Origin of the sequence: Pseudonocardia sp. C8, from assembly GCF_014267175.1 — a bacterium.
GTDB lineage: Bacteria > Actinomycetota > Actinomycetes > Mycobacteriales > Pseudonocardiaceae > Pseudonocardia.
Map to the genome: position 1 here is coordinate 3,531,656 of NZ_JACMTR010000002.1, position 16,600 is coordinate 3,548,255.

At 77.0% G+C, this 16,600-nt stretch carries 12 protein-coding genes; 9 read left to right on the forward strand and 3 right to left on the reverse strand.

Features of this window, described 5'->3' with window-relative positions; all coding sequences use genetic code 11:
- Positions 1-107: 107 nt before the first annotated feature.
- A complete protein-coding gene (locus H7X46_RS16825; protein ID WP_370588813.1) occupies positions 108-1,328 on the forward strand; it encodes a PucR family transcriptional regulator in 1,221 nt (406 codons plus the stop codon).
- Positions 1,329-1,471: 143 nt separating this feature from the next.
- Here H7X46_RS16825 and H7X46_RS16830 read toward each other — a convergent pair whose 3' ends face one another.
- Positions 1,472-2,407 (reverse strand): hypothetical protein, encoded by a 936-nt coding sequence (locus H7X46_RS16830; RefSeq protein ID WP_186360312.1) that lies wholly within the window; start codon positions 2,405-2,407, stop codon positions 1,472-1,474.
- 287 nt (positions 2,408-2,694) lie between these two features.
- Between H7X46_RS16830 and H7X46_RS16835 the strand changes: the two genes are divergently transcribed.
- From H7X46_RS16835 to H7X46_RS16850, 4 genes are all read left to right on the forward strand, one after another.
- A complete protein-coding gene (locus H7X46_RS16835; protein WP_186360313.1) occupies positions 2,695-3,180 on the forward strand; it encodes a peroxiredoxin in 486 nt (161 codons plus the stop codon).
- Positions 3,181-3,223: 43 nt separating this feature from the next.
- Positions 3,224-3,826 carry a TetR/AcrR family transcriptional regulator gene (locus H7X46_RS16840; RefSeq protein ID WP_186360314.1) on the forward strand — a complete coding sequence of 201 codons (603 nt, stop codon included), beginning with the start codon at positions 3,224-3,226 and terminating at the stop codon, positions 3,824-3,826.
- A gap of 91 nt (positions 3,827-3,917) precedes the next feature.
- The gene (locus H7X46_RS16845) at positions 3,918-4,577 is read left to right on the forward strand and encodes a heme oxygenase (biliverdin-producing) (RefSeq protein WP_186360315.1); all 660 of its coding nucleotides are present in this window, start codon (positions 3,918-3,920) and stop codon (positions 4,575-4,577) included.
- A 16-nt stretch (positions 4,578-4,593) separates the two neighbouring features.
- The gene (locus H7X46_RS16850) at positions 4,594-6,015 is read left to right on the forward strand and encodes an SDR family NAD(P)-dependent oxidoreductase (protein ID WP_186360316.1); all 1,422 of its coding nucleotides are present in this window, start codon (positions 4,594-4,596) and stop codon (positions 6,013-6,015) included.
- On the opposite strand, the gene H7X46_RS16855 is transcribed toward H7X46_RS16850, so the two are convergent.
- Together H7X46_RS16855 and H7X46_RS16860 are read right to left on the reverse strand one after the other, a co-directional pair.
- Positions 5,994-6,512 carry a cupin domain-containing protein gene (locus H7X46_RS16855; protein WP_186360317.1) on the reverse strand — a complete coding sequence of 173 codons (519 nt, stop codon included), beginning with the start codon at positions 6,510-6,512 and terminating at the stop codon, positions 5,994-5,996. The two genes, H7X46_RS16850 and H7X46_RS16855, sit on opposite strands and share 22 nt — an antisense overlap.
- Positions 6,509-7,102, reverse strand: a complete 594-nt coding sequence (locus H7X46_RS16860; protein ID WP_186360318.1) for a TetR/AcrR family transcriptional regulator — start codon at positions 7,100-7,102, stop codon at positions 6,509-6,511. Before H7X46_RS16860 ends, H7X46_RS16855 begins: the two co-directional genes overlap by 4 nt.
- A 54-nt stretch (positions 7,103-7,156) precedes the next feature.
- On the opposite strand from H7X46_RS16860, the gene H7X46_RS16865 reads away from it, so the two are divergent.
- From H7X46_RS16865 to recD, 4 genes are read left to right on the forward strand one after another with little or no spacing between them, the layout of a single operon-like run.
- Positions 7,157-7,585 (forward strand): SRPBCC family protein, encoded by a 429-nt coding sequence (locus H7X46_RS16865; RefSeq protein WP_186360319.1) that lies wholly within the window; start codon positions 7,157-7,159, stop codon positions 7,583-7,585.
- A gap of 44 nt (positions 7,586-7,629) precedes the next feature.
- Complete coding sequence (gene recC, locus H7X46_RS16870; protein ID WP_186360320.1) at positions 7,630-10,998, forward strand: exodeoxyribonuclease V subunit gamma; 3,369 nt, start codon at positions 7,630-7,632, stop codon at positions 10,996-10,998.
- On the forward strand, positions 10,995-14,468 hold the full coding sequence (locus tag H7X46_RS16875; RefSeq protein ID WP_370588814.1) for a UvrD-helicase domain-containing protein: 3,474 nt from the start codon (positions 10,995-10,997) through the stop codon (positions 14,466-14,468). The genes recC and H7X46_RS16875 overlap by 4 nt, the downstream gene beginning before the upstream one ends.
- Entirely contained in the window at positions 14,465-16,594 is a 2,130-nt protein-coding gene (recD, locus tag H7X46_RS16880) for an exodeoxyribonuclease V subunit alpha (RefSeq protein ID WP_186360322.1), read from the forward strand. Before H7X46_RS16875 ends, recD begins: the two co-directional genes overlap by 4 nt.
- Positions 16,595-16,600: the final 6 nt, after the last annotated feature.

Consider the following 16,600-nt stretch of genomic DNA (forward strand, 5'->3'; position numbering starts at 1 on the left):
GGCAGGGGCACGGTGGCGGTGCCGGCCGGCCCGCCGGCGGGTGGAGGCACGCGACCATCGCGGCGGTCGCGTGCCTCCGCCGCATGTGGACGGAGGAACGGGTGTACGTGGCAGGACGGGCGGACGCCGCCCACGCGGCGGGCGGGGGCGCGGTCCCGGTGCCGGAGGCCCGGCTGCGCCGGGTCGCCGAGGAGGCCGGCCGCGGTGCCGGCGGTGTCCCGCCGGAGCTGCTCGGGGACTTCCTGCGGGTGCTCGCCGACGCCGCCACCTCCGGCCGGCGCCCGGACCGGGCCGAGCTGGAGGCGGTCGGCCGCAACGGGCGGCGCGCCGCCGAGCTCGGCGTGTCGGCCGGCAACGCCGTCCAGCTGTACCTGTCCGCGGCCTGGCGGCTGTGGCGGGAGCTGCCGTCGACGATGCGCTTCCCGGACACCGCCGGCACCGCGAACGCGGCCGAGGCGGTCCTGCGCACCCTGGACCTCGCCGTGGCCGGCCTGGCCGACGGCTACACCGCCGCCCGCCGGGACATGGTCCGCAGCGAGGAGACGCTGCGCCGCGAGCTGATCGAGGACCTGCTCCGCGGTGACGGCGACGCCGGCGGCCTGGTCGAGCGGGCCGAGCCGTTCGGGCTCGATCTCGGCCGCCCGCACCAGGTCGCGCTGACCGCCCCCGCCGGGCGGGCGGCCCGGGCCGACACCGTTCCCGGCGCGCTGGAACGCGCCGTCGTGCAGGGCGTGGGCGACCGCGACGTGCTCGTCGCGACCAAGGACGGCCGGATCGTCGTCGTGGCCCCGGCACCGGTCGAGGGCGGGCCCGGCCTGGGAACGCTGCTGCACGGCGAGCTCACCCGGTCCGGCCGGGGCGGGCCGTGGCGGGTGGCCGTGGGGCGCCCGCACCCGGGCGCGTACGGGATCGCCCGCTCCTACGAGGAGGCCCGGGAGGCCCTGACCACGGCCGCACGCCTGCAGCTGCCCGCACCCGTCCTGCGTGCCGAGGACATGCTGGTGTACCGGGTGCTGCTGCGCGACCAGCCCGCGATCACCGACCTGGTGCAGACGGTCGTCGTCCCGCTGGCCCGTGCCCGTGGCGGCGCCCGGCCGCTGCTGGAGACCGCCGAGGCCTACTTCGCGACTGGGTGCGTCGCCGCCGAGACCGCCCGGCGGCTGCACCTGTCGGTGCGCGCGGTCTCCTACCGGCTGGAGCGGATCGCCGAGCTGACCGGGCACGACCCGACCGACCCGGCGCAGCGGTTCACGCTGCACGCGGCCGTCCTGGGTGCCCGGTTGCTGGGCTGGCCCGACCGGGAGCTGCGCCCCGGCGACGCCGGCTGACCGCGCGCCCTCAACCGCCCGCCGCCGCAGCGCCGCACAGGTTGCCCGGGCGCCGCACAGGTTGCCCGGGCACCGCACGGATTGCGACCTCTGCGACGAGCACCGAACCTGTGCGGCGGCATGGGATCTGCGGCGACACGCGATCAGCGGGCGAGGGCCGCGCGGAGGCGGGCGGCGGTGTCGGCGAAGTCCTCGATGTCCCGCCAGATCCAGCGCACGACGATCAGACCGATCCCGCGTAACCGGTCCTCGCGGAGCTTCTCCTCCCAGACGGCCTCGGCCGGATCCTGGCCGGGCGCCATGTCGCGGCCGTACTTGACGCGTCCGTCGAACTCGGCGACCACCCCGCGGTCCGGCCACGCGAAGTCGGTGAGGTGGCGGCGCCCCGCCGCGGTGACCTCCCATTGCAGCACCGGCGGCGGGATCCCCGCGCGGGCCAGCGCGATCCGGCTGCGGGTCTCGCCGACGCTGCCCGACCGGTGGTCCGCGTCCGCCGCCACCCTCCGGACGACGCCGGCGCCGGCCCGGCTCCCGACGGCGCCGACGGCCTCGGCGAGCTCCCGCGGGGTCAGCAGCGGCGGCCGTTTCCGCGACCGCGGGGCGAGCGCCCGGTCGGCCACGACGAGGCCACGCTCGTAACCGGTCGTCCGGGCGATGTCGACCACGGTGCGGGCGGGGGTGGTCACGACGATGCCGTCCACCGTGGTCCGGTCGGACGGTGGGAGCGCCGACGGGTGCACGTGCAGGTCCCGGGTCCGGCGTCCGCCGTGCGAACGGTCCCGGGTGACGTGCACCCGATCGAGCGCCAGTCCCCAGAAGTCGATCCCGAGAAGCACGGCTGCCGACACGTGGCTGGCGACCGCGCCGGGACCGAGCTGCCGGATCGCCGCGCGGGTCGCCGCCCGGTGCCGCGCCCGCGCCTTGCGCAGCGCGGGATCGTCGGCGTCGAGGTAGGCGCCCCGCCGGATCGGGACGAGCTCACCGCCCGCCCGTGCCCGGTCGATCTCGTCGTCGGCGAAGCCCGCCGCACGCAGGTCCGCCCGGAGCCGGATGTCGTGGGCAGGCAGGGATCCGTCCATGCCGGCACCGAACACGGTCCGCCCCGTCCCCACGGGCGTTCCGCACGACCGGTGTTCGCCATCGCAAACCCACCCGCCCCCGCGCAACCGTGCCGCACCCGCGCACGCTGATCGAGCCGGCGCCGCGCCGCACAGGTTCGGGCGGCGCCGCACAGGACCGGACCTGTGCGGGGCGCGGACCACCCGTGCGACGGACCGCGAACCTGTGCGACGGCCGTTCGGTACGCCAGGTCGGGCGCGGGCTAGGGTTCGGGGTGGACCAGCCGAACGATCCCCGTGGAGGACCCGTGGCCCTCGCCGCCGGTGACCAGATCCCCGACGTCACCCTGATGACCCCGACCGCCGACGGCCCGAAGCCGGTGCAGAGCGCCGAGGCGCTGGGCAGCGGCACCGTCGTGCTGTTCGGCGTGCCGGGTGCGTTCACCCCGGCCTGCTCGGACACCCACCTGCCCGGCTTCCTGCTGCGCCAGGACGAGCTGAAGGCGAAGGGCGTCGACACGATCGCCTGCACGTCGGTGAACGACGCGTTCGTGCTCTCCGCCTGGGCCGAGGCCCGCAACGTGGACGGCGCGATCGTCATGCTGGCCGACGGCAACGGCGACTTCGCGCGCGCCGCCGGCCTGGAGATGGACGGCTCCAAGTTCGGCCTCGGCACCCGCTCGAAGCGCTACGCCGCGATCATCAAGGACGGCGTCGTGCAGTGGATCGGTGTCGAGGACGTCCCGTCGACCGTCGACGCCTCCGGCGCCGAGTCGGTGCTCAAGCAGCTCTGAGCGGCCCCGGTCGCCTCCGGCACGCGGGCCTAGACTGGCCCGCGTGCCGAAGCTCATCGGGGACTCCCTCGCCACGCACCGCGAGCAGGTGCGCGAGCGGGTGTTCGCCGCGCTGCGCGCGCAGCTCTACGAGCGCGGCTTCGAGGCGGTGACGCTGTCCGGCGTCGCCGCGGCGGCCGGCGTCGGCCGGTCCGCGATGTACAACCACTTCCCGGACCGGCAGGCGCTGCTGGTCGCGTTCGTGGAGGCCGAGGCCGCCCGGTACGTCGCCGACCTCGACGCCGCGCTGGCCGGGGTGTCGTCCCCGGCGGAGCGGCTCGCCGTGTTCGCCCGGATGCAGCTGCGCCGGCTCGCCGAGTTCCACCTCCCGCCCGGGCAGGCCCTTGCCGGTGCGCTGGACCCGCAGGCGTACCGCCGGATCGCCGCGCACGCCGACCCGATCGGTGACCGGCTGGCCGCGATCCTGCACGACGGCGCGGCGGACGGGTCGATGGTCGCCGAGGGCCCGGACGTGCTCGCCGCCCTGGTCTCGGCCGCGCTGACCAGCAGACGGATCGTCGACGTGGCACCGTCCGAACTGGATGCCACTGTGGAGACCGCGGTCCGGGCGGTGCTGCGGATGGTCTCGACACCGTCCCGTGACTGAGGCTAGCCTTACCGCGCTCCCTGCCCTACCATCAAGGATCTGACACGGTGTCATATCCGGCGCCGTGACGCTCCGCCGCACGGGAGGGCCGATGGGCGCCGCAACGACCCCGATCGGGACGCTGTCCGCCGAACTCCGCCAGGCCACCTGGGAGGTCCACGAGCGCGCGCACCGCTCCGCCTACATGGCGGCGCTGCTCGACGGCGCGCTGCCGCTGGACGCCTACACCCTGCTCGCCGAGCAGTACTCCGCCATCTACGGCGCGCTGGAGGCCGCGTCCGACGCGATGGCCGGCCACCCGGTCGCCGGGCCGTTCGTGATCGACGAGCTGCGCCGGCTGCCCGCCCTGCACGACGACCTCGACGCACTCGGCAGCGGCGTCCCGCGGATCCTGCCCGCCACCACCCGCTACGTCGACCGGCTGCACACCGCTGCCACCGACCCGGAGCGGTTCGTCGCCCACCACTACATCCGCTACCTGGGCGACCTGTCCGGCGGCCAGGTGATCGGCAAGCTGCTCACCCGGACCTACGGGCTGTCCGGGGCCGGCGTCCGGTTCTACGACTTCTCCGCCCTCGGCGCCCCGCCCCGGTTCCGGGCCCGCTACCGCGGGCTGCTCGACGCCACCGGGTGGGACGCGGCAGCCCGGGCCCGGGTGGCCGCCGAGGCCGTGCTCGGGTTCGAGCTCAACATCGCCGTGCTCACCGAGATGGCCGAGGAGGCCGGGCTGGACCAGCCGCTCGCGTCGTGATTCCTAGACTGGGCCGGTGAGCAGCGGCATCGACCCGGACGAGCTCGCCACCGCGCTGAAGGTCCTCGCGCAGGTCGACGAGCTGGAGCCCGAGCACCCGGACGCCGTGGCCGTGCGCCGCGCCACCGCCCGGATCTGGAAGTCGGTCCGGCTGCGCCGGCGGGCGGCGAAGCGGCAGCAGGAGAAGGCGGCCGACGCCGCCGTCACCGCGGCGACGGCGACCGGCGCCACCGGCCGGATCGACGACGAGACGGCCGGCATCCCGCTCACCTCGTCGGCCCCGGGCGCGACGGCGGGTGTGCTGCACAAGGCCCGCGGCTGCTACGTCTGCAAGGTCCGCTACACCACGGTCGACGCCTTCTACCACCAGCTCTGCCCGGGCTGCGCCGCCGCGCACCACGCGCACCGCGCGGCCCGCACCGACCTGTCCGGGCGGCGGGCCCTGCTCACCGGCGGCCGGGCCAAGATCGGCATGTACATCGCGCTGCGACTGCTCCGCGACGGCGCGCACCTCACGCTCACCACCCGGTTCCCGCGGGACGCGGCCCGCCGGTTCGCCGCGCTCGACGACAGCGCCGACTGGCTGCACCGGCTGCGCGTGGTCGGGGTCGACCTGCGCGACCCGGCTCAGGTCGTCGCGCTGGCCGACGAGGTCGCCGCGGCCGGGCCGCTGGACATCCTGATCAACAACGCGGCGCAGACGGTCCGCCGCTCCCCCGGCTCGTACGCGGCGCTCGAGGCGGCCGAGTCCGAGGCCCTGCCGCCCGGGGCGCTGCCGGAGATCGTGTCGTTCACCAGCGCGACGGCGCGCGAGCACCCGGCGCTGCTGGCCGGCGCCGTCCCGGGAGCCGGCGCCCTCGTCACCTCCGCGATGACCGCGCGGTCCGCGTCACCGGACCGTATCGCGGCCGGCACCGCCGTCGACGCGGGTGGCCTGCTCCCCGACACCGCGGCCGTCAACAGCTGGGTCGACCACGTCCAGCACGTGGACCCGCTCGAGCTCCTCGAGGTCCAGCTCTGCAACCAGACGGCGCCGTTCGTGCTGGTCTCGCGGCTGCGGGCGGCGATGGCGGCCTCGACGGCCCGCCGCAAGTACGTGGTCAACGTGTCCGCGATGGAGGGCGTGTTCGGCCGCGGCTACAAGGCGCCGGGGCACCCGCACACCAACATGGCCAAGGCCGCGCTGAACATGCTCACCCGCACCAGTGCGGGAGAGATGTTCGCGACCGACCGGATCCTCATGACGTCGGTGGACACCGGATGGATCACCGACGAGCGCCCGCACCCGACGAAGCTGCGGCTCGCCGACGACGGGTTCCACGCGCCGCTGGACCTGTCCGACGGCGCGGCCCGGGTGTACCACCCGATCGTCGCCGGGGAGGCCGGCGAGGACCTGCACGGGGTGTTCCTCAAGGACTACGCGGTCTCGTCCTGGTAGGGGCCGCGCCGCCGCTCCGGGTCGGGCAGTGCGGCGAGCAGCCGCCACAGCGGACGTTGCAGGACCTCGGGCACGCCGTGCAGCACGAAGCTGAGGTCGTGCTCGACGTTGATCCGGGCCAGCCGGCGCAGCGGTGGGAGCCGGCCCGCGCGGGCGAGCGCGCGGAACTGGTCCTCCAGCGGGCCGGCCGGGGTCTCCACCGTGCGGATCCGGACCGGGTGATCGGTCGGGTTGGCGAAGGCGTGCACGACACCGGGGGGCACGGTGACGGCGTCGCCCGGGCCGAGCACGCGGCGATCACGGCCGACGCGCACCCGCAGCTCACCGTCGAGCACGGTGAACGTCTCGGACTCGAACCGGTGCCGGTGCGCGGGCGGCCCGGACAGCCCGGGCGGCAGCACGGCCTCGATCTCGAACGCGGCGCCGCCGGTGCTCGCGCCGGTGCGCAGGACGGTGAGCGCCTCCCCGGTGGGCAGGTCGATGCGGTCGATGCTCATGTCGTTCCCTCCGGTGTGGGCTCCTTGCGCCGCGGGAGTGCCATCGCGACGAACGCCGCCATCGCCGCGTCGGCGCCCGCGGTGTCGCCGGTGACGAGGGCGTCGTGCAGCAGCCCGCGGGCGACGCCGAGGCCGAGGCGGGCCCGGACGGCGGCGGTCCGCCGGGGCACTCCGGCGCGCTCGAAGAGGTCCGTGAGCGGAGCCAACCACGGGTCGACCAGCGTCTCCCGCAGCCGGCCCGCGTGCGGCCGGCCCTGCATCGCGTGTGCCGACAGCTCGAAGAACAGGGGACCGTACCGTTGCGCCGCGGCCGTCACGGTCTGCCAGAACCGCATCACGATCTCGGCCGGGTCGGCCCCCGGCTCGGCGCGGAGCTGGGCGAGGGTCTCCCGCTGCCCCGCCTCCACCGCGGCCACGACCTCGGCGATCAGCCCCTCGCGGGACCCGAAGTGGTAGATCAGCATCCGGTGGCTGGTGCCGATCGCCGTCGCGATCGACCGGAGGCTGCGGTCCGCCACCCCGTGCTCGGCGAAGTGCTCGACGGCCGCCTGCAGCAGCTGGTCCCGCGGCGACGTGACCGTGTCCGGCATGTACCGTATGGTACATGTCCTGTACCATACGGTACAGGCACAGGAGGGTGGGCGATGGAGCTGACCGTCGAACGTGACGTGCACGCCGGGACCGACCGGCTGTGGGCGGTGCTCGCCGACCCCGTGGACTGGCCGCGCTGGACCCGGTCCGTCCGGGAGATCCGGCTGCTGGACGGGGACCTGGCGCCCGGCAGCCGGGCGTGGATCGTCCAACCGGGACTGCGGCCGATGGTGTGGACCGTGACCGAGCTCGTCCCGGGACGGGAGCTCACCTGGACCGCGTCGGCGGCCGGGGTGGTCACGACCGGCCGGCACTCGGTGCGGCCCGGGCCGGGCGGGACCAGCCGGCTGCGGCTCGGCCTCGAGCAGCGGGGCGTGCTCGCGCCGGTCGTGCAGGCGCTGTTCGGACGCCGCAGCCGGCGCTACGTCGAGCTCGAGGCCGACGGGCTCCGGCGGGCGGCCGAGGCGGACCACCCCGGCTGACCCGTCGACGGTTGCTGTCGGGGGTCGCCGATAGCGTGCGGGGCGTGCTGGAGCTCCATCGCGCCGAACGCGCCGACACCCTCGTCGACGCCCTCGCCGGCGTGCTCGCGGCGGGTGCGGCGGACCCGTTCACGCCCGAGGTCGTCGCGGTGCCCGAGCGCGGCGTCGAGCGGTGGCTGGCCCAGCGCCTCTCGCACCGGCTCGGCGCCGGGTCCGGCTCGGGCGGGGTGTGCGCGAACGTGGTGTTCCCGGCCCCGGCGGCGCTGCTCGGCGAGATCGTCGACACGGTGACCGGGGCCGACCCGGAGACCGACCCGTGGGCGCCGGGGCGCGCGGTCTGGCCGCTGCTGGAGCTGATCGACGAGGCCGCGCGCTCGGGTGACGACCGGTTCGCCGGGCTGGCCGCCCACCTCGAGCGCGGTGGTCACGGCCGCCGGTACGCGCTGGCCCGGTCGCTGGCGGGGCTGTTCGGCACCTACGCGACGCACCGTCCTGCGCTGCTGCGGAACTGGCGGCGCGGCGCCGACGAGGTCTCTCCGGACCTGGCCTGGCAGCCGGAGCTCTGGCGGCGGCTGCGGGCCCGCCTGGGCGTCCCGGGCCCGGCCGAGCGGCTGGACGCGGCGGTCGCGGCCCTGCGTGACGGTGCGTCCCCCGGCGACGGGGTGCCGGAGCGGCTGTCGCTGTTCGGGCCGACCCGGCTCGCCGCCGAGCACCTCGGCGTGCTGGAGGCGGTGTCGGTGCACCGCGACGTGCACCTGTGGCTGCCGCACCCCTCCCCCGTCATGTGGGACGCGGTGCGCCGGAGCCGCCCGGCCGCGCCGCCCACCCGGGCGTCGGACGGCAGCGCCGGGCAGGTCCGCAACCCGCTGCTGCGCTCGCTGGGCCGCGACGTCCGCGAGCTGGCCCTGCGGCTGCCCGCCACCGGGCCGGGCGTCACCGACACCCACCACCGGGCGCCCGGGCCCGGCGGCCCGCCGACGCTGCTGCGCCGGCTGCAGGAGGCGCTGCGCGACGACGTCCCGCCGCCGGCTCCCGGGGACCGGCCGCTGCTCGACCCGGCCGACCGCAGCGTCGTGCTGCACTCCTGCCACGGCCCGGACCGCCAGGTCGAGGTGCTGCGCGAGGCGCTGCTCGGCCTGCTCGCCGCCGACGAGACCCTCGAACCGCGCGACATCGTGGTGATGTGTCCGGACATCGAGGTGTTCGCGCCCCTGATCACGGCGTCGTTCGGGCTGGCTCCCGACCCGTCCGCGCCGGGCGCGGCGGCCGGGCCGTCCCGCGACGAGCTGCACCCCGGCCACCTGCTCCGGGTCCGGCTGGCGGACCGGGCGCTGCGGCAGGCCAACCCGCTGCTCGGCACGGTCTCCTCGCTGCTCGAGCTCGCCGGCTCGCGGCTGACCGCGTCGCAGGTGCTGGACCTGATCGCGTCCGGGCCGGTGCGGCGCCGCTTCCGGCTCGACGACGACGCCCTCGAACGCCTCACCGAGCTGGTCACCGCGGCCGGTGTCCGGTGGGGGCTCGACGCGGGCCACCGCGCCCCGTACAAGCTGGACGGGGTCGGGCAGAACACCTGGCGGGCCGGCCTGGACCGGCTGCTCGTCGGCGTCGCGATGGCCGAGACGCCCGGCGCGCCCGCCTGGCTCGGCACGGCGCTGCCGCTCGACGAGGTCGACTCGTCCGACGTCGACCTCGTGGGCCGGCTGGCCGAGATCGTGGACCGGCTCGGCACGGTGCTGGGCGCCCTGCGCGGGCCGCAGCCGCTGGCGCGGTGGGTCGCCGCGCTGGGCGAGGGCCTGGCCGCGCTCACCGACACCCCGGCGTCCGAGGCCTGGCAGGCCACCCAGGCCCGCGCCGAGCTGGCCGACGTGCTGCACACGGCGGGGCCGCAGGCGGAGACCGTCGACCTGGACCTGCCGGACGTCCGCGGCCTGCTGGCGGAGCGGCTGCGCGGCCGCCCGAGCCGGGCGAACTTCCGGACCGGCACCCTGACCGTCGCCACGCTGGTCCCGATGCGGGCGGTCCCGCACCGGGTGGTGTGCCTGCTGGGCTGCGACGACGGTGTCTTCCCGCGGGCCGGTGCTCCGGACGGTGACGACGTCCTCGCCCGCGACCCGGTGGTCGGCGAGCGCGACCCGCGTGGCGAGGACCGGCAGCTGCTGCTGGACGCGATCTGCTCGGCGACCGAGCACCTGGTCGTCGTCTCCTCCGGGGCGGACGAGCGGACGGGCGCGGAGCGGCCGCCGTCGGTGCCGATCGGCGAGCTGTGCGACGCGATCGACGCCTGCGTGCGCACCGGCTCCGGCGCGCGGGCCTCGGACGTGCTGCGGGCCCGGCACCCCCTGCAGCCCCACGACCGGCGCAACTTCCTGGCCGGCGCGCTGCTCGCCGACGGGCCGTTCAGCTTCGACCGGGCCGCCCTGCAGGGCGCCGAGGCGGCCGGCGGCCCGCGGTCGGCGGTGCCGCTGTTCCCGGCCGACCCGCTGCCCGAACCCGACGACGAGGACACCGTCGAGCTCGACGAGCTGATCGCGTTCGTCGAGCACCCGGTGCGGGCGTTCCTGCGCCAGCGGGTGCGGGTGCTGCCCCCCGGGGAGAACGAGGAACCCGACGACGCGCTCCCGGTCGAGCTGGACGGGCTCGCCACCTGGAAGATCGGCGACCGGCTGCTCGCCGACCGGCTCGCCGGCGCCCCGCCGCAGGCGGTCGCCCGGGCCGAGACGCTGCGCGGCGACCTGCCGCCCGGCGGGATCGGGCGCCGGGTGCTGACCGACGTCGGCGGCCGGGTGGAGCCGCTGGTCGCGCTGGCCGCCGCCGCGCGGACCGGGGAGGCGGCCTCGCAGGACCTGGTGGCCCCGCTCACCGGCACCGCGCTCGACGGGATCACCGTGGCCGGCACCGTGCCCGGCCTGCACGGCGACGTGGTCGTCCGGGTCGAGTACTCCCGGCTCAAGGCCAAGCACCGGCTCCGGGCGTGGGTGCAGCTGCTGGCGCTGGCCGCCGCGCACCCGGACCGGTCGTGGACGGCCGTGACGATCGGCCGGGGCACCGGCGGTGCGGCCCGCTCCACCCTCGGCCCGGTGGACCCCGCGCGGGCCCGGGCCGTGCTCGCCGACCTGGTCGCGCTGCGCCGCGACGGGCTGCGCGCGCCGCTGCCGCTGCCGACCGACGCGGCCGCCGTCTACGCCCGCAACCGCGCCCGCGGCGTGACCCCGGCGAACGCGCTGGCCGCGGCCGACGCCGAGTGGTCGAAGTTCGAACGCACCGACGCGGCGCACGTCTTCGTCCGCGGGCCGGGTGCCCCGCTGCTGCCGCGCGACGAGCCGGGTGCGGGGGCCGAGCCGACCCGGTTCGGCGCGCTCGCCACCCGGCTGTGGGCGCCGCTGCTCGACCACGAGAGGCAGGACGCACCGTGAGCGCAGGGAGCGCAGCGGTTCTCTCCGCCCCCACGTTCACCGTGGACGGACCGTTGCCGTCCGGCACCGTCGTGCTGGAGGCGAGTGCCGGGACCGGGAAGACGTACACGATCGCGGCGCTGGCCACCCGCTACGTGGCCGAGGGCGTCGCCGGGCTGGACCGGCTCATGCTGGTCACCTTCGGCCGGGACGCCACCCAGGAGCTGCGCGAACGGGTCCGGGAACGGCTGGTCGGCACCGAGCGGGCGCTGGCCGCCGTGCTCGCGGGTGCCGCGCCACCCTCCCCGGAGGCCGACCCGGTGGTGGCCCTGCTGGCCGGCGGCGACCCGGCCGAGGTGGAGCGGCGCCGGGCGCGGCTGGCCGAGGCGTCGGCGTCGTTCGACGCGGCCACGATCGCGACCACCCACCAGTTCTGCAGCCAGATGCTGGCCGGGCTCGGCGTCGCGGGCGACAACGACCCGGACGCCGAGTTCGTCGAGCACGTCGACGACGTCGTCACCGAGGTCGTCGACGACTTCTACGTGCGCAAGTACGCGCAGCCGGAGGCCGGGAAGCCGGCGTTCACCCGGGCCGAGGCGCTCGCGCTGGCCCGCCGCGCGGTGGCCGACCCGCAGGCCGAGCTGGAGCCGCGCGACGCCGACCCCGGCTCCGTGGCCGCCACCCGGCACGGGTTCGCGGCCGCCGTCCGCCGCGAGGTCGACGCCCGCAAGCGGCGGCTGCGGATCTACAGCTACGACGACATGCTGTCCCGGCTCGCGGACGCGCTCCGGGACCCGCTGCGCGGGCCCGCCGCCCGCGAACGCCTGCGGTCGCGGTTCTCGGTGGTGCTGGTCGACGAGTTCCAGGACACCGACCCGCTGCAGTGGGAGATCCTCTCCCTCGCGTTCCACGACGCCCCCGCGACGACGCTGGTGCTGATCGGGGACCCGAAGCAGGCGATCTACGCGTTCCGCGGCGCCGACGTGCACAGCTACCTGCGGGCGGCCGAGGCCGCGACCCAGCGCCGCACCCTGGACACCAACCGGCGCAGCGACTCCGCGCTGCTCGAGGCGCTGGACCGGGTGTTCGACGGGGCCGCGCTCGGCGACGACGAGATCGTCGTGCACCGGGTCGAGGCCGCGCATCCCGGCCGCCGGCTGACCGCCCGGCGGGACACGCCGCTGCGCCTGCGGCTCGTCGACCGGGACCGCCTGGACCTCACCGGCCGCCGGCTCGGCCGGGCGCCGGGCGCCCGCGCGGTCGTCGCGCGGGACGTCGCCGTCGACCTGTCCGAGCTGCTCGACGGCTCCGCGACCTACGACGGCGCGCCGCTGCGGCCGGGGCAGGTGGCGGTGCTCGTGCGCACGAACGCGCAGGGACTGCTGGTCCGCGACGCCTGCGCCGAGGCCGGCGTACCCGCGGTCCTGACCGGCTCCACCAGCGTGTTCACCACCGCGGTGGCCCAGGACTGGCTGACCCTGCTGGAGGCCGTCGAGCAGCCGCAGCGCTCGCTGCGGCTGCGGGCGGCGGCGCTGACCCGGTTCGTTGGGCACACCGTCGCCGACCTGTGCGGGCCCGACGCCGACCGGCTGGTCGACCAGCTCGGCGCCGACCTGCGCGCCTGGCACCAGGTGCTGGCCGAGCGCGGGGTGGCCGCGCTGCAGGAGGCGGTGTTCGCCCGCTACGCCCCGGCCCGGCGGCTGCTGTCCCGGCCGGACGGCGAGCGGGACCTGACCGACCTGCGGCACGTCGGGCAGGTGCTGCACTCCGCGGCGCTGGAGCGGCACCTGGGCCCGACCGCGCTCACCGAGTGGCTGCGGCACCGGATCGGCGAGGCCGCCCGGGACACCGCCGCCGAGCGGAGCAGGCGCCTCGAGTCCGATGCGGACGCCGTCCAGATCGTCACCGTGCACCGGTCGAAGGGGCTGGAGTTCCCGGTCGTCTACCTGCCCTTCGCGTGGGACCGCTGGGTCAACGACACCCCCGACCCGCTGCTCTACCACGACGTACCGGCCGGGTCCGGTGGTGCGCCGCGCCGGCTGCTCGACGTCGGCGGCCCGAGCGGCCCGGACCGGGCCCGCCGCACCGCGCTGCACCAGGCCGAGGAGGCCGGCGAGGACCTGCGCCTGCTCTACGTGGCCCTGACCCGGGCCTGCAGCCAGGTCGTCGCGTGGTGGGTCCCGGCGACGACGACGGCCGCGTCGTCGCTGCACCGGGTGCTGTTCGGCCACCTCGATCCCGGCACCGGTCCGGAGGCGGCGGCGAAGGTGCCCGGTGACGCCGACGCGGTCGGGTTCCTGCGCGAGCGGCTCGGCGAGCGCGGGGCGGTCGTGGAGACCCTGCACGACCGCGAACCGGTGCGCCGGCCCGCCGGGCCCGGTGGCGACCGGCCCGCGGTGGCCGAGTTCCGGCGCACCCTGGACACGGCGTGGCGGCGGACCTCCTACACCGCCCTGACCGCAGCGGCGCACGCCGCGCACCGGGCGCACACCGACCCGGACGACGACGGCGATCCCGCGGTCACCCCCGGGGTGCTCAGCGAGCCCGAGCAGGAGGGCATCCGCGACGAGCCGGATCCCGGGTCCGCCGAGGCGCCGGCGCTCCCCGCCCCGGCGCCCGCGCCCGATCCCGGCGCCGTCCCGTCCCCGATGGCCGACCTGCCGACGGGCGCCGGGTTCGGCACGCTGGTGCACGCCGTCCTCGAGCACCTCGACACCACCGTCGCAGCCCGCGGCGACGACGCGCTGCGCGCCGAGCTCGTCGCGCACGTCACCGCGGAGCTGCGCCGCCAGCCCGCCGACCTCGACCCCGGCCAGCTCGCGGACGCGCTGGTCCCGGTGCTGCGCACGCCGCTGGGGCCGCTCGCGTCCGGGCGGGCGCTGGCCGACGTCACCCCCGCCGACCGGTTGTCCGAACTGAACTTCGAGCTGCCGTTGTGCGGCGGGGACACACCGTCCGGCCGGCTCACCCTGGCCGGGCTCGCCACGGCCGTGCGCCGGCACCTGGGCCCCGGCGACGTCCTGCACGGCTACGCCGACCGGCTCGACTCCCCCGACCTGGCGGGCCAGCCGCTGCGCGGGTACCTCACCGGCAGCATCGACTCGGTGCTGCGGGTCGACGGCCGGTTCCTGGTCGTCGACTACAAGACCAACTGGCTGGGCCCGGTGGGCGCGGCCGGGCGGGAGCCGCTCACGGCGGCGCACTACACGGCGCCCCGGCTGATCGAGGCGATGTCCGACGCCCACTACCCGCTGCAGGCCCTGCTCTACGCGGTCGCCCTGCACCGCTACCTGCGCTGGCGGCTGCCCGGCTACGACCCGGCGACCCACCTGGGCGGGGTCGGCTACCTGTTCCTGCGCGGCATGTGCGGCCCGCAGACCCCGGTGACCGGCGACGGCCCGCTCGCGGCGCCGTGCGGGGTGTTCGCCTGGCGCCCGCCGGCCCCGCTGGTGGAGGAGCTGTCCGAAGTCCTGGACGGAGGCACCGCATGACCGGCACAGCGAGTAGCGCCAGCGGATCGCCCATCAGCACAGCGAGCAGCGCCAGCGGATCGCCCATCAGCACAGCGAGCAGCGCCAGCGGATCGCCCATCAGCACAGCGAGTAGCGCCAGCGGATCGCCCATCGGCACGGCCGCGACCCTCCCGGAACGCGACCCGTACGGACCCCGCGCGGCCCGCACCGCCACCGGACTGCTCGCCGCGTTCAACGAGGTCGACGTCCTGGCGCCCGGTGACGTGCACGTCGCCCGCGCGCTGGCCCGGCTCGGCGGCCGCGGCGACCCGGTGGGCGCGGCCGGCCCGGCCGAGCCGGAGGACGTCGTGCTCGCCGCGGCGCTCGCAGTGCGGGCGATCCGCAACGGCTCGGTGTGCGTCGACCTCGACACGGTCGCGACCACGACGGCGGGCGAGGGCGAGGTCGCCGTCGACGTGTCCGGGCTGCCGTGGCCCGATCCCGCGGCGTGGCGGGCCGCGTGCGCGGCCAGCCCGCTGGTCGCCGACGGCGCGGCGGCCCCGCCCGACCGGCCGCTGCGGCTGCTCGGCAACCTGCTGTACCTGGAGCGGTACTGGCAGGAGGAGGAGCTGGTCCGCCGCGAGTTCTCGGCCCGGTCCGGCCCGGTCGCGGCGGTCGACCCGCAGCGGCTGTGCGCCGCGCTGGACCGGCTGCTCGGCGACCCCGGCGCGGAGCGGCAGCGGCTGGCCGCCGCGGTCGCCGCGCTCCGCCCGGTCACGGTGATCGCCGGCGGCCCCGGCACCGGCAAGACGACGACGGTCGCCCGGCTGCTCGCCGTGCTCCACGACCTGCACCGCGACGCCGCCCCCGGCCGGCCCGGCCTGCGGGTGGCGCTCGCCGCGCCCACCGGGAAGGCGGCGGCCCGGCTGACCCAGTCGGTGGCCGACGCCGTCGAGGAGCTGCCGCCCGGTGATCGCGACGCGATCGACGGGACGACGGCGTCCACGCTGCACCGGCTGCTCGGGTCCCGGGGCGCGTCCGGCCGGTTCCGGCACCACCGGGGCAACCGGCTGCCGCACGACGTCGTGGTCGTCGACGAGACCTCGATGGTGTCGCTGACGATGATGGCGCGGCTGCTGGAGGCGGTCCGCCCGGACGCCCGGCTGGTCCTGGTCGGTGACCCGGACCAGCTCGCGTCGGTGGAGGCCGGCGCCGTCCTCGGCGACCTCGCCGCTGCGGACGGGCGGGCGGAGCCGCCGCTGCAGGCGGCGCTGGAGCGGTGCGGCGCGTTCCGCGCCGACCGGCCCGCCCCGCCGTCACCGGCCGCCGGGGACCGGCCGGACGGGCCGGTGGACCCGGGAGAGCCGGGTGAGCCGGTCGTGGTGCGCAACGGGGTCGTCCGGCTGGAGCGCAACTGGCGCTTCGGCGGGTCGATCGCCGAGTTCGCCTTCGCCGTCCAGCACGGTGACGGCGACGCCGCGATGGCCCTGCTGGAGGCCGGCTCGGCCGAGCTCACCTTCGTCCGCGCCGACCCGGCCGAGATCTGCCCGGAGCAGCTGGCCCCGTTCCGCCAGCAGGTCGTGGGCGCCGCCACCGACCTGATCGGCGCCGCGGAGAGCGGTGACGTCGACCAGGCGCTGCGCGTGCTCGACGAGCACCGGGTGCTGTGCGGGCACCGCCGCGGGCCGCACGGTGTCGCCCGCTGGACCGCCGAGATCGAACGCTGGCTCGACACCGCCCGCCCCGGCTACGACGCCGACGCTCCGTGGTATCCGGGCCGGCCGCTGCTGGTGACCACGAACGACTACGACCTCGGGTTGTTCAACGGCGACACCGGGGTCGTCGTCCGGACCCCGGAGGGGCGGCGGGCGGTGTTCCTGCGTGACGGCAGGCCCGCGGCGTTCGAACCGGCCCGGCTCGGCGGCGTCGGCACCGTCTACGCGATGACCGTGCACCGCAGCCAGGGCAGCCAGTTCCACCGGATCACCGTCGTCCTGCCGCCCGCCGACTCGCCGCTGATGACCCGCGAGCTGCTCTACACGGCCGTCACCCGGGCCCGCCGGCACGTGCGGATCATCGGTTCGGAGGCGGCGGTGCGGGCCGCGATCGGGCGTCCGGCCGGGCGGGCCAGCGGCCTGCAGCAGCGGCTGGGGGTGACCGGCTGACCGGCC

Coding starts and splice junctions, on each gene's coding strand:
- H7X46_RS16830 (WP_186360312.1), bottom strand. CDS start 2,407: ATGGACGGATCCCTGCCTGCCCACGACATCCGGCTCCGGGCGGACCTG.
- H7X46_RS16845 (WP_186360315.1), top strand. CDS start 3,918: ATGGGCGCCGCAACGACCCCGATCGGGACGCTGTCCGCCGAACTCCGC.
- H7X46_RS16855 (WP_186360317.1), bottom strand. CDS start 6,512: ATGAGCATCGACCGCATCGACCTGCCCACCGGGGAGGCGCTCACCGTC.
- H7X46_RS16860 (WP_186360318.1), bottom strand. CDS start 7,102: ATGCCGGACACGGTCACGTCGCCGCGGGACCAGCTGCTGCAGGCGGCC.
- H7X46_RS16865 (WP_186360319.1), top strand. CDS start 7,157: ATGGAGCTGACCGTCGAACGTGACGTGCACGCCGGGACCGACCGGCTG.
- recD (WP_186360322.1), top strand. CDS start 14,465: ATGACCGGCACAGCGAGTAGCGCCAGCGGATCGCCCATCAGCACAGCG.